This window comes from Streptomyces sp. NPDC025833 (genome assembly GCF_055558055.1).
Genome location: NZ_JBVHNF010000012.1, coordinates 1 through 12935 on the forward strand (window position 1 = coordinate 1; position 12935 = coordinate 12935).

Below are 12935 nucleotides of genomic sequence, written 5' to 3' on the forward strand. Positions count from 1 at the left end.
GTGCGCCAGATGGCGAGGTTTTCGGCCATGAGTGATTCGCCGCCGAGGACGAGTTGGCCGGTGGGGGAGAAGGCGGGGTCGAGGGTGTTGAGGAGGGCGAGGTGGGAGGGGGTGGCCTTCACGAAGGTGGGCTGGTGGGTGGGGGGTGTGGTGTGGTCGCCCAGTTCGATGAGGTGGGCGGTGCCGCCGCTGGTGAGGGGGCCGAGGAGTCCGGTGACGGTGAGGTCGAAGGCGACCGGGGAGTGGACCAGGGCTCGTCCGGACATGGTCGGGTACGTGTGGCGGGCCCAGGCGAGGTAGTGGTTGAGGGAGTGGTGCTCGACGACGACGCCCTTGGGGCGGCCGGTGGAGCCGGAGGTGTAGATGACGTAGGCGGGGTGGGCGGGTCGTAGGGGGGTGGTGCGGTCGGTGTCGCCCGGGTTGTGGTCGGGGTGCGCGGTGGTGTCGGCCTCGTCGAGCAGCAGGCAGGTCAGGCCCGGGGTGTCCGGGAGACCTTCGCTCGTGGTGGTGTCGGTGATGAGGCGGGTGGGTGCGGAGTTGCCGAGCATGTAGGTGATGCGGTCGGCGGGGTAGTCCGGGTCGATGGGGAGGTAGGCGGCGCCTGCCTTGAGGACGGCCAGGACGGCGACGACCAGATCGTCCGACCGGGGCAGGGCGAGGGCGACGTACTGCTCGGGGCCGGTTCCTTGGCCGATGAGGTGGTGTGCGAGCCGGTTGGCGCGGGTGTTCAACTCCGCGTAGGTGAGCGAGGTGTCCTCGTGCTGGACGGCTACGGCCTGCGGGGTTCGGACGGCCTGGGCCTCGAACAGGTCGGGCAGGGTGGCGTCCGGGACGGCGTGTGCGGTGTCGTCCCGCTCCCCGAGCAACCGGTCGCGCTCGTCGTCGGACAGGATCTCCAGGCTGCTCAGTGGCCGGGACGGGTCCTCGGCGACCGTGCGCAGCAGGCGTTCCAGCCGGTCGGCGACCGCGACGGCGGTGTCCCGGTCGAAGAGGTCCGTCGCGAACTCGACGGAGCCCCGGACGCCCGCGGGCCGCCCCTCGGCCGTCGTGCGCTCCTCGACGTCGAAGGACAGGTCGAACTTCGCGGACTCCGCCTGGAGGGCGTGCGGTTCCACGACCAGCCCGGGCAGCTCCACCTCCGGTTCGTTGCCCTGGAAGGTGAGCATGACCTGGTACAGCGGGTGGTGCGCCAGCGAACGGGACGGGTTGACGATCTCCACCAGCCGCTCGAACGGCACGTCCTGGTGGGCGTAGGCGCCCAGGTTCGACTCCCGGACCCGGCCGAGGAGTTCCGTGAAGGTGGGGTCGCCTGAGGTGTCGGTGCGCAGGACGAGCGTGTTGATGAAGAAGCCGACCAGGTCGTCCAGGGCGTCGTCCGTCCGGCCCGCGACGGCCGTGCCGATGGGGATGTCGGTGCCGGCGCCGAGCCGGGTGAGCATCGCCGCGATGGCGGACTGCACCACCATGAACACCGTCGACTGGTGCGCACGGGCGAGCCGGACGATTCCCTCGTGCAGCCCGGCGTCCCAGGTGAACGGGACCGTCTCGCCGCGGTGGCTGGCCTCGGCCGGGCGCGGCCGGTCCGTCGGCAGTTCGAGCTGCTCCGGCAGCCCCGCCAGCGCCGTGCGCCAGTAGTCGATCTGCCGGGAGATGACACTCTCCGGGTCGCCCTCCTCACCGAGCACGCCCCGCTGCCACAGCGCGTAGTCGGCGTACTGGACCCCGAGCGGCTCCCACGCCGGGGCCCCGCCCACGCGGCGGGCCGTGTAGGCCGCCGACAGGTCACCGACCAGCGGCGCCAGCGAACCGCCGTCGCTCACGATGTGGTGGGTGAGCAGCAGCAGGACGTGCTCCTCCCGGCCGCAGGCGAAGATCCACGCTCGCAGCGGCAGGTCCCGGGTCAGGTCGAAGGTGTGGTGCGTGGCCTCCATCACGGCCCGCTCCACCTGGTCGGCCTCCACGGCGCGTACCTCGACGGTGGGACGCGCGGCCGCGCCCTCCAGGATCCGCTGGTACGGCGTGCCGCCGTCCTTCGGGAAGACGGTGCGCAGGCTCTCGTGCCGGGCGACCAGGTCCCCGACCGCCGCGCGCAGCGCCGGCACGTCCGGTTCACCGGAGAGCCGCAGCGCCAGCGGCACGTTGTAGGTGGCGCTGGGCCCCTCCAACTGGTGCAGGAACCACAGGCGCCGCTGGGCCGGGGAGAGGGGGACGCGGTCCGGGCGCGGCGCGGGAGTCAGCGGAGCGTGCGTGCCGGACTCCGCGCCGAGACGCGGGGCGAGCCCGGCGACCGTCGGCGTCTCGAACAGGTCGCGGACGGTGAGGTGGGCGCCGAGGGCCCCGCGGATGCGGCTGGTGAGACGGGTGGCGAGGAGGGAGTGCCCGCCGAGCTCGAAGAAGTTGTCGTCGATGGTGACGTGGTCGATGCCGAGGGCGTCGGCGAAGATCCCGCAGAGGATCTCCTCCCGGACGGTGCGCGGGGCACGGCCGTCGGCCGCCGACGCGCGCTCCGGCGCGGGCAGGGCGGCGGTGTCGAGCTTGCCGTTGGTGGTGAGCGGCAGCGCGTCCAGGGTGACGTAGGCGGCGGGGAGCATGTAGTCGGGCAGGGCGGCCGCCGCCTGGGCGTGGACGGCCGCAGTGTCGGCGGTGGCGGGCGTCAGGTAGGCGGTGATGCGCCGGTCGCCGGGCTTGTCCTCCCGGACGGTCACCGCGGCGTGCGCGACCGACGCGTGCCCGGCGAGCGTCTGCTCGATCTCGGCGAGTTCGATGCGGTAGCCGCGGACCTTGACCTGGTGGTCGGTGCGGCCGAGGTAGTCGAGGGTGCCGTCGGCGCGCCACTTGACGAGGTCGCCGGTGCGGTACATGCGCCGGCCGGGTGCGAAGGGGTCGGCGACGTAGCGGGCGGCGGTGAGGTCGGGGCGGTGGTGGTAGCCGCGGGTGACGCAGTCACCGCCGATGTACAGCTCACCGGCCACGTTCGGCGGCACCGGCCGCAGGTGCGCGTCCAGCACGTGGACCTGGGCGTTCCACACCGGGCGGCCGATGCTGACGGCCCCCGCGGGCGGTACCCGTCCCGGCTCGACGGTGTGGAACACGCAGCCGACGGTGGCCTCCGTCGGACCGTACTCGTTGATCACCGTGGCGCCCGGGTGCGCCTCCCGCCAGGTCGCGAGGTTCTCCGCGGTCAGCGACTCGCCGCCGAGGATCAGGTCCCCGCTCGGGGAGAAGGCGGGGTCGAGGGTGCTGAGGAGCGCGAGGTGGGAGGGGGTGGCCTTGACGAGGCTCGGCTGCTCGGCGGGGGGCGGCGTGCGGTCGTCGAGGTCGACGAGGTGGGCGGTGCCGCCGCTGGTGAGGGGGCCGAGGAGAGCGGTGACGGTGAGGTCGAAGGCGACGGACGAGTGCACCAGCGCCCGCCCCGTCAGACCGGGGTACGTGTCCCGGGCCCAGGCGAGGTAGTGGTTCAGGGAGTGGTGTTCGACGACGACGCCCTTGGGGCGGCCGGTGGAGCCGGAGGTATAGATGACGTAGGCGGGGTGGGCGGACCGGAGCGGGGCGGCGCGGTCGGTGTCGCCCGGGTTGTGGTCCGGGTGCGCGGTGATCGCCTGGACGGTGTCGGCCTCGCCCAGGACCAGGCGGGTCAGGTCCGGGGTGTCCGGGAGACCTTCGCTCGTGGTGGTGTCGGTGATGAGGCAGGTGGGTGCGGAGTTGCCGAGCATGTAGGTGATGCGGTCGGCGGGGTAGTCCGGGTCGATGGGGAGGTAGGCGGCGCCTGCTTTGAGGACGGCGAGGACGGCGACGACCAGATCGACGGACCGGGGCAGGGCGAGGGCGACGTACTCCTCTGGGCCGGTTCCTTGGCCGATGAGATGGTGTGCGAGCCGGTTGGCGCGGGCGTTCAACTCCGCGTAGGTGAGCGAGGTGTCCTCGTGCTGGACGGCTACGGCCTGCGGGGTCCGGACGGCCTGGGCCTCGAACAGGTCGGGCAGGGTGGCGTCCGGGACGGTGTGCGCGGTGTCGTTCCACTCCCCGAGCAACCGGTCGCGCTCGTCGTCGGACAGGATCTCCAGGGTGCTCAGTGGCCGGGACGGGTCCTCGGCGACCGCGCGCAGCAGGCGTTCCAGCCGGTCGGCGACCGCGACGGCGGTGTCCCGGTCGAAGAGGTCCGTCGCGAACTCGACGGAGCCCCGGACGCCCGCGGGCCGCCCCTCGGCCGTCGTGCGCTCCTCGACGTCGAAGGACAGGTCGAACTTCGCCGCCTCGACCTCCAGCGGGAGCGGCCGGGCCCGCAGACCCGGCAGGTCCGCCTCGGCGTCGTTGTTCTGGAAGGTGAGCATCACCTGGAAGAGCGGGTGGTGGGCGAGGGAGCGGTGCGGGTTGACGATCTCCACCAGCCGCTCGAACGGCAGGTCCTGGTGGGCGTAGGCGCCCAGGTTCGACTCCCGGACCCGGCCGAGGAGTTCCGTGAAGGACGGGTCGCCCGAGGTGTCGGTGCGCAGCACCAGCGTGTTGACGAAGAAGCCGACCAGGTCGTCCAGGGCGTCGTCCGTCCGGCCCGCGACGGCCGTGCCGAGGGGGATGTCGGTGCCCGCGCCGAGCCGGGTGAGCAGGGCCGCGAGCGCGGACTGCACCACCATGAACACACTCGACTGCTGCCGGCGTGCCAGCCGGACGAGCGCGCCGTGCAGCTCGGCGTCCCAGGTGAACGCGGCCCGCTCGCCGCGGTGGCTGGCCTCGGCCGGGCGCGGCCGGTCCGTCGGCAGGTCGAGCTGTTCCGGCAGCCCCGCCAGCGCCGTGCGCCAGTAGCCGATCTGCCGCGCCAGCGCACTGTCCGGGTCCGACTCGTCGCCCAGGAGGTCCCGCTGCCACAGGGTGTAGTCCGCGTACTGCACCGGCAGCGGCTCCCACGCCGGGGCCCGGCCCGCGCGGCGGGCGGTGTAGGCCGCCGACAGGTCGCCGGTCAACGGGTCCGTCGACCAGCCGTCACCGGCGATGTGGTGCACCAGGAGCAGCAGCACGTGCTCGTCCGGCCCGAGGGTGAACAGGGTGGCCCGCAGCGGGATCTCCGACGCCAGGTCGAAGACGCGCCCGGCGGCCCGCGTCAGGTCCGCGGCGAGGCCGTCCGCGGTCGTCTCGACGACCTCGAAGGCGGGCGTGGCCGCCTCCGCGTCCAGCACCCGCTGACAGGGCGTGCCCTCCGTCTCGGGGAAGACGGTCCGCAGGCTCTCGTGCCGGGCGACCAGGTCGCCCACGGCCGCCCGCAGCGCCGGCACGTCCGGGGTGCCCGAGAGCCGGAGCGCCGTGGGCAGGTTGTAGGTGGCGCTGGGCCCCTCCAACTGGTGCAGGAACCACAGGCGTTGCTGGGCGGGGGAGAGCGGCAGCCGCTCCGGCCGCTCCGCCGGGGCCAGCGCCGGCCGGGCGCCCGAGGCCGCCCCGAGCCGGCTCGCGACACCGGCCGCGGTCGGCGCCTCGAACAGATCCCGCAGGGCCAGTTCCACGCCGAAGGCCGCGCGTATCCGGCTGATGAGACGGGTGGCCAGCAGCGAGTGGCCGCCCAGGTCGAAGAAGCTGTCGTCCACCGACACCCGCTCCACGCCGAGCACCTCGGCGAGCAGCCCGCACAGGATCTCCTCGCGCGGGTCGCGCGGCCGGCGCCCGGTGGCGCCCGCCCCGGCGGCCGCCGCGAAGTCCGGCGCGGGCAGCGCCTTGCGGTCGACCTTGCCGTTCGGGTTCAGCGGGAAGGAGTCGAGCACGACGAACGCCGCCGGGACCATGTACGCCGGCAGGGCCTCGGCGGCGCGCTCCCTCAGCCGGGCCACGTCCACGGCCGCGTCACCGTCCACCGGCACCACGTAGGCCGCGATGCGCTGGTCGCCCGGCCGGTCCTCGCGGACCACCGCGACGACCTGGGCCACGGCCGGGTCGGCCGCGACGACCGCCTCGATCTCACCGAGCTCGATGCGGAAACCGCGCACCTTCACCTGGAAGTCGACGCGGCCGTGGTAGTCCAGCAGGCCGTCCGGACGCCAGGACACGAGGTCGCCCGTGCGGTACATGCGCGAGCCGGCCGCGTCGAAGGGGTTCGCGACGAAGCGCTCCGCCGTCAGGTCGGGGCGGCCCAGGTAGCCGCGCCCCAGACCGTGCCCGGCGATGTACAGCTCGCCCGGCGTGCCGACCGGGAGCGGACGCAGCGTCGCGTCCAGGACGTACATCCGCATGTTGCCGATCGGGCGGCCGATCGGCGCGCGCCCGTCCTCGGTGACGTCCGTGAGGACCGACCAGACGGTGGTCTCCGTCGGGCCGTACAGGTTGGTCACGCTCGCGGCCAGCTCCCGCATCCGCCGGGACAGCGCGGGCGGCAGCGGCTCCGCGCCGACCAGGATGCGCAGCCCGCGCACCGCCTCCGGGTGCTGGGCGACCAGGCCCTGCCACAGCGACGGCGTGGCCTGCATGACGGTGATGCCGCCGGCGGCCAGCAACTCGGCGATGCGGCCCGCGTCCCGGGCCTGCTCGGACGTCGCCACGACCACCGAGGCGCCGGACAGCAGCGGCAGGTAGAAGTCGAGTCCCGCGATGTCGAACGCCACCGTGGCCACGGCCAGCAGCCGGTCCGAGGGGGCCGGGGCGAAGTGCTCCACCATGGCGGCCAGGAAGTTGACCAGGTTGCGGCCGGTGATCACGACGCCCTTGGGGCGGCCGGTCGAACCGGAGGTGTAGAGGGCGTACACGGGGTGGTCCGGCGAGGCCGCGGCGGGCGCCGGCGCGGTGTCCGGCAGGGCGGCCAGCTCCGCCCGGACCTCCGCGGTGTCCAGGACGGTGAGCAGCGAGGCGTCCACGGGCAGGCGCGGTGCCGTCGCCGTGGTGGCCAGCACGCACACCGGGTCCGCGTCCGCGAAGATGTAGCCGATGCGCTCGGCCGGGTGCTCGGGGTCGACCGGCAGGTAGGCGGCGCCGGTCTTGGCGACCGCGAGCAGCGCGACCGGCAGGTCCACGTCCCGGGGCAGCGCCACGGCCACGTAGCGCTCCGGCCCGGCGCCCCGCCCGGCCAGCAGGCGGGCCAGGCGGCCGGCGTGGGCGTCCAGCTCCGCGTAGGTCAGCCGGTCGTCCCCGCACAGCACCGCCACGGCGTCCGGCGTCCGCGCGACCTGCTCCTCGAACAGCTCACGCAGGCCCTTGGCGGGCACCTCCCGCTCGGTGTCGTTCCACGCGGCCGGCACCTGAATGTCCACGCCCGGCAGCTCCGAACCGTGCCCCGATGTTCCAGCCATGCCGCTGACTCCTAGTGCAGTCCGTAGTGATGCTCGTGCCACGCCGGCCCGATCGGCCCGCCGATGCGCCCGGGCGCCGATGCCCCGGCCCCCGCCCGCCGTGCCCGCGCGCGGCGCGGCCGGATCCCGGGGACCGGCGCGGACGAACAGGGGGACCGGTGGCGGACGACAGGGGGCCCGTGCCGCCGTGGGCACCCCTGGCCACCGTCATCACGCCAGCTCAGAAGGTAGGTCGCGCAGCTTTCGTCTCGTTATCGCGCACGCTTCGCAGCGCGCCGTGCCGGGCCGCCCGGCGGACGCGGCGGGCCGGTTGGGGAACCGATACGGCGTCGATAAGGCGCGCGCCTAGGGTCCCGCCCATGTCCCTCTCCTCCGCCCTGCGCTCACCGTGGCTGCGTACCTTCCAGCCCGTCGCCTCGCCCCGGACCCGGATCGTCTGCTTCCCGCACGCGGGCGGTACGGCGAGCTTCTTCCGGACCTGGCGCTCGGCGATGCCGGAGGACTGGGAGGTGACCGCGGTCCGCTACCCGGGCCGCGAGGAGCGCATCGCCGAACCCCTCATCGGGGACATGGCGGAACTCGCCGGACGCATCGCCGAGGCGCTGGCGCCCCACATGGGCACGCCCACGGCCTTCTTCGGGCACAGCATGGGCGCGTCGGTCGCCCACGAGGTGGCGGCCCTGCTCGCCGCCCGCGACGCGACGAAGGCACCCGTCGCGCTGTTCGTCTCCGGCCGGGCGGCACCGCACCGCCTGAAGCGCTCCGGCAGCGGCGGCCTGGACGACGAGCGGTTGCTGGCCACCGTGCACGGCCTCGGCGGGCCCGGCGCGGAACTGCTGCGCGAGCCCGAGCTGCGGGAACTGGTCCTCCCGCCGATCCGCGCCGACTACGAGCTGCTCGACGCCTACGCGGCGGGCCCCAAGGCGGCCGCCCTGAACATCCCGGTCACCGCGTACCACGGGGAGGCGGACCCCGGCCCGTCCGCCGACGACGTGCGGGCCTGGTCCGAACTCACCACCGCGCCGTTCGAGGCGCGCTCCTTCACCGGTGGCCACTTCTTCCTCGTCGACCACGAGGCGGAGGTGACCGGGGACCTCCGGCGGCGCCTCGGCGCCCTCCTCTGACCGGCCCGCCGGACACCCCGGCACCGGCCCGCCCGACGCCCGACCCAGAAGGAATGAGCGACATGCACCGGACCATGATGAAGTCCAAGATCCACCGGGCCACCGTCACCCAGGCGGACCTGCACTACGTCGGGTCCCTCACGGTGGACCGGGACCTGATGGAGGCCGCCGACCTGCTCCCCGGCGAGAAGGTCGACATCGTCGACATCGACAACGGCGCCCGCCTGTCCACGTACGTCATCGAGGGGCCCCGCGGCTCGGGCGTCATCGGCATCAACGGCGCGGCCGCCCGGCTCATCAGCCCCGGCGACCTCGTCATCATCATCGCCTACGCCTCCGTGGACGACCGCGAGGCCCGCGACCTCGTCCCCCGGGTGGTCTTCGTCGACGGGGCGAACGAGATCGTCGCCCAGGGCGGCGACCCCGCCGACGTACCGGCCGGCTTCGGTCTGCGCGCCGGCAACACCGTGGGCTGACCCGCGGCCCCCGCACCGCCGGCCGGCAGCGGCCCCGGCAACCGGGGGAGGAAGACCCCGGCCCGCGCCTACTCGCAGGCCACGCCGTCCCCGTCCCGGTCGAGGTGGGAGGCGTAGCCCGGGTCACCCGCGTGCAGGGGCGTGACGCCGGCGGCCCGCGCCGCCGAGCAGTTGGCGTAGTACACGCCGCCGCCACTACCACTGTCGCCGCTGCCGCTGCCGCTGCTGTCGCTGTCGTCCGCCGCGGTGAACGTGTCCTCGTCGGGCGCGGGCTGCGCCGTGACCGTCCTGACGACCTTGACGGTGCGGGTCCGGGTCACCGTGGGGCCGGGCAGCGGGGCCGCGGTCTCCGTCGCGGTCGCCGTGGCCGTCACGGTCACCGTCGGGCGCGGCGAGGCGGCCGCCGGCCGGGCGTCGGCCGAGGCGTCCCCGTCGGCGCCGCCGACGGCCGCGCCGATGAGCAGGGCGAACCCGAGGGCGGGCAGCACGAACCGCTTGCGGGCCCAGCGCGGCGCGGAGCGCGGGGGCACGGGCGGCGGGGCGTAGGGATGGGTCATGGCGTCCCCCGGGGAGTGGTGCGGGTCCGGGACGGCGGCGGTCCCGGACGGAGTCAGGTGCCGACGACCGTAGCGCCGGGACGACGGGTGTGAAGGAAGGGTGATGGTTTCGTGACGAACATTTTCGGCGGTCCCGGCGGCCGACACACGGCCGCAAGCCCCCTTTCGTAATCGGCGGGCATGGTTGATCGTTGGGCGGTGCATCGATGACGGACGTCAGGGGGCACATGATGGCGATCAGTCGCAGGAACCTGCTGGCCGCGAGTGCGGGAGCCGGTCTCCTCAGCGCGTGCGGATCCAACACCGGGCGCGGGGACGGGGGTTCGGTACCCCGGCTCTCGCACTGGTACCACCAGTACGGGGAGCCCGGCACCCAGCAGGCCGTACAACGCTACGCCGCCGCCTACCGGAAGGCGGACGTCAGCGTCCAGTGGCGGCCGGGCAACTACGAGCAGCAGACCGCCGCGGCCCTGCTCACCGACTCGGGACCCGACGTCTTCGAGGTCGAGGGGCCGACGCTGGACCAGATCCAGGGCGGGCAGGTCCTCGACCTCACCGCACTGCTGGAGGGGGTGCGGGACGACTTCAACCCGGCGGTGCTCACACCGGTCACGTACGACAAAAGGGTGTGGGCCGTCCCGCAGGTCGTCGACATGCAGATGCTCTACTACCGCAAGAGCCTGCTCGAAGGCGCGGGAGTCGAACCGCCCACCACCCTGGACGCCCTGGTCGAGGCCGCGAGGAAGCTCACCGACAAGAAGACCAAGGGGCTCTTCCTCGGCAACGACGGCGGAGCGGGCGTCATGGGCGGAACCCCCCTGTACGCGGCCGGACTCCCGCTCGTCACCGACGACGGCAAGGTCGGCTTCGACGACCCCGCGGCCGCCCGCACCCTCGCCAAACTGCACCGGCTGCACGCCGACGGCTCCCTGCTCCTCGGCGCGCCCTCCGACTGGTCCGACCCGTCCGCCTTCCTCCAGGGGCTGACCGCGATGCAGTGGTCCGGGCTGTGGGCGCTGCCCCGGGTGCGCGAGGAACTCGGCGACGACTTCGGGGTGCTGCCGTTCCCGGGGGACGGCGCCCACGGCCGGCCCGCCGTGCCCGTCGGCGCGTTCGGAGCCGCCGTGAGCGCCCGCACCCGGCACCGGGAGGCGGCCGAGGAGTACGTGAAGTGGCTGTGGGTCGAACGCACCGACTACCAGCAGGACTTCGCCCTGTCCTACGGGTTCCACATCCCCGCCAGGATCTCCCTCGCGAAGAAGGCCGCCGCGCTGCGGACGGGCCCGGCCGCCGACGCCGTCCGCTTCACCACCGAGCACGGCTACGCCCAGCCGCTGCTGTGGACCCCGGCGAGCCGGACCGCCTACCAGGACGCCCTCAGCCGCATCATCACCGGCGGCGCCGCGCCCGAGGGCGAACTGCGCACGGTCGTACGGAAGGTGTCGGCCGAACTCGACCGCGTGAAGAACGCGAAGAAGACGTCGTGAGGCGGCGCGACGCCCTGTGGTTCTGGGTGTTCGTCGGGCCGTTCGCGCTCGGGCTCGCGCTGTTCACCTACGTCCCGCTGCTGTGGAGCGTGGGCCTGAGCTTCTTCGACGCGCACAACACCGTCACGCCCACGGACTTCGTCGGCCTGGACAACTACACCGCGATGCTGCGGGAGGACGCGTTCGTCGACAGCCTGCGGACCTTCCTCGTCTTCACCGCCTTCATCGTGCCCGTCACCTACGCGTTCTCCCTCTCCCTGGCCCTGATGGTCAACCGGGTCGGCTGGGCGAGGGCCTTCTTCCGGTCCGTGTTCTTCCTGCCGGCCGCGTGCAGCTACGTCGTGGCCGCGCTCGTCTGGAAGATGTCGGTCTTCAGCGGGGTGCGGTTCGGACTGGCGAACACCGTGCTCGGGTGGTTCGGCGCCGACCCGGTCGCCTGGCTGTCCACCACCGACCCGCCCTGGTACTGGCTGGTCATCGTCACCGTACGGCTGTGGCTCCAGGCCGGGTTCTACATGATCCTCTTCCTCGCCGGGCTCCAGCGGATCGACCCGGTGCTGTACGAGGCGGCGGCCGTGGACGGGGCCCGGCCCGGCTGGACCGTGCTGCGCCACATCACCCTGCCCCAGTTGCGGGCCACCTCGGTCGCGGTGGTGCTGCTCCTCGTCATCGGCGCCTTCCAGGCGTTCGACGAGTTCTACAACCTGCTGTCGGACGCCCGGGGCTACCCGCCGCACGCCCGGCCGCCGCTGGTCTACCTGTACTACACCGCGCTCGGCCAGGGGCAGAACCTCGGGCTCGGCAGCGCGGGCGCGGTGATCCTCGCGCTGCTCGTCGCGGTGGTGACGGCCGGGCAGGCACGCTGGCTGAAGCTGGGGAGGACGGACGCCGATGGATGACGCCCTGGTGCGGGCCGGGCGGGCGCTGCGGCTGGTGCTGCTGGTCGCGCTCGCCCTGCTCTTCCTGATCCCCTTCTACCTGCTGGTGCGCAACGGGCTGGCCGACGAGCGGGAGATCACCTCGCCGGACTGGACCTTCCTCCCCGCCGACCCGAGATGGGGCAACGTCCGGGAGCTGTTCGAGGACCCGTCCGTCCCGTTCGCCCGGTCCCTGCTCAACTCCGCGCTGATCGCCGTGGCCACCACCCTCGGCACCCTGCTCCTGGCCTCCCTCGCCGGGTACGGCCTCGCCCGCATCCCCTACCGGCACGCCGGCAAGGTCTTCCACGCCATCCTGGGCACCCTGCTGGTCCCCGCGGCCGTCACCTTCGTGCCGAGCTTCGTGCTGGTGTCCTCACTGGGCTGGATCTCCACCCTGCGCGGCCTGATCGTCCCGACCCTGTTCTCCGCGTTCGCCTGCTTCGTCTTCCGCCAGTACTTCCTCGGCTTCCCGCGGGAGCTGGAGGACGCGGCACAGGTCGACGGGCTCGGGTACTGGCGGACGTACTGGCTCGTCGTGGTGCCGAACGCCCGCCCGGTGTTCGCGGCCGTCGGGACGATCGTGTTCCTCGGCGCCTGGAACTCCTTCCTGTGGCCGCTGGTGATCGGGCAGGACCAGAGCGCCTGGACGGTGCAGGTGGCGCTCTCCTCGTTCACCACGGCCCAGGTCGTCCGGCTGCACGAGCTGTTCGTCGCGGCGGCCGTGTCCGTCCTGCCGCTGCTGCTGGTGTTCCTCGTCTTCCAGCGGTGGATCGTGGCGGGGACGGAACGGTCCGGGATCGACTGACCGCGGCTCACTCCACCGCGCGGGCGACGAGCGCGGCGATGCGCTCCTCCACCTCGGGCGTCACCTCGGTCAGGGTGAAACCCGTCGCCCACATCGCCCCGTCGCCCACGACGATCCTGCCGTCCAGCGCGGCCCGTTCCCCGGCCGTGAACCCCTCGTGCGCGCTGCTGCGGACCCGGGGGGCCGCCCCGGGGGGGGGGGGGGGCCCCGGGGGGCCCCCCCCCCCCCCCCCCCGGGGGGGGCGGGGGGGCCCGCCCCCCCCCCCCCCCGGGGCCCCCCACGGGGCCGGACGGGGCGCGCCGGT

General features: G+C 73.8%; 7 protein-coding genes. 5 read left to right on the forward strand and 2 right to left on the reverse strand.

Annotation, left to right across the window (positions count from 1 at the left end; all coding sequences use genetic code 11):
• Nucleotides 1-7262, reverse strand: a 7262-nt coding sequence (locus ACZ4K2_RS21890) for a non-ribosomal peptide synthetase (RefSeq protein WP_467769964.1), incomplete at its 3' end; no start/stop codon positions are given.
• A gap of 359 nt (nt 7263-7621) precedes the next feature.
• Here ACZ4K2_RS21890 and ACZ4K2_RS21895 point away from each other — a divergent pair.
• On the forward strand, nt 7622-8386 hold the full coding sequence (locus ACZ4K2_RS21895; RefSeq protein ID WP_467468851.1) for a thioesterase II family protein: 765 nt from the start codon (nt 7622-7624) through the stop codon (nt 8384-8386).
• A 62-nt stretch (nt 8387-8448) separates the two neighbouring features.
• Nucleotides 8449-8862 (forward strand): aspartate 1-decarboxylase, encoded by a 414-nt coding sequence (gene panD / locus ACZ4K2_RS21900; RefSeq protein ID WP_467468853.1) that lies wholly within the window; start codon nt 8449-8451, stop codon nt 8860-8862.
• A 68-nt stretch (nt 8863-8930) separates the two neighbouring features.
• Here the strand turns inward: panD and ACZ4K2_RS21905 are convergent, their stop codons facing one another.
• Nucleotides 8931-9419, reverse strand: a complete 489-nt coding sequence (locus ACZ4K2_RS21905) for an excalibur calcium-binding domain-containing protein (protein ID WP_467468855.1) — start codon at nt 9417-9419, stop codon at nt 8931-8933.
• Nucleotides 9420-9649: 230 nt separating this feature from the next.
• On the opposite strand from ACZ4K2_RS21905, the gene ACZ4K2_RS21910 reads away from it, so the two are divergent.
• The 3 genes from ACZ4K2_RS21910 to ACZ4K2_RS21920 are packed head-to-tail and all read left to right on the forward strand — an operon-like array spanning nt 9650 to nt 12631.
• On the forward strand, nt 9650-10906 hold the full coding sequence (locus tag ACZ4K2_RS21910) for an ABC transporter substrate-binding protein (protein ID WP_467469693.1): 1257 nt from the start codon (nt 9650-9652) through the stop codon (nt 10904-10906).
• On the forward strand, nt 10903-11805 hold the full coding sequence (locus tag ACZ4K2_RS21915) for a carbohydrate ABC transporter permease (RefSeq protein WP_467468857.1): 903 nt from the start codon (nt 10903-10905) through the stop codon (nt 11803-11805). The genes ACZ4K2_RS21910 and ACZ4K2_RS21915 overlap by 4 nt, the downstream gene beginning before the upstream one ends.
• On the forward strand, nt 11798-12631 hold the full coding sequence (locus ACZ4K2_RS21920; RefSeq protein WP_467468859.1) for a carbohydrate ABC transporter permease: 834 nt from the start codon (nt 11798-11800) through the stop codon (nt 12629-12631). Before ACZ4K2_RS21915 ends, ACZ4K2_RS21920 begins: the two co-directional genes overlap by 8 nt.
• Nucleotides 12632-12935: the final 304 nt, after the last annotated feature.

What these genes read in the sequence shown, in the direction of transcription:
- ACZ4K2_RS21895 (WP_467468851.1), top strand. Translation starts at nt 7,622, where the DNA reads ATGTCCCTCTCCTCCGCCCTGCGCTCACCGTGGCTGCGTACCTTCCAG.
- panD (WP_467468853.1), top strand. Translation starts at nt 8,449, where the DNA reads ATGCACCGGACCATGATGAAGTCCAAGATCCACCGGGCCACCGTCACC.
- ACZ4K2_RS21905 (WP_467468855.1), bottom strand. Translation starts at nt 9,419, where the DNA reads ATGACCCATCCCTACGCCCCGCCGCCCGTGCCCCCGCGCTCCGCGCCG.
- ACZ4K2_RS21910 (WP_467469693.1), top strand. Translation starts at nt 9,650, where the DNA reads ATGGCGATCAGTCGCAGGAACCTGCTGGCCGCGAGTGCGGGAGCCGGT.
- ACZ4K2_RS21920 (WP_467468859.1), top strand. Translation starts at nt 11,798, where the DNA reads ATGGATGACGCCCTGGTGCGGGCCGGGCGGGCGCTGCGGCTGGTGCTG.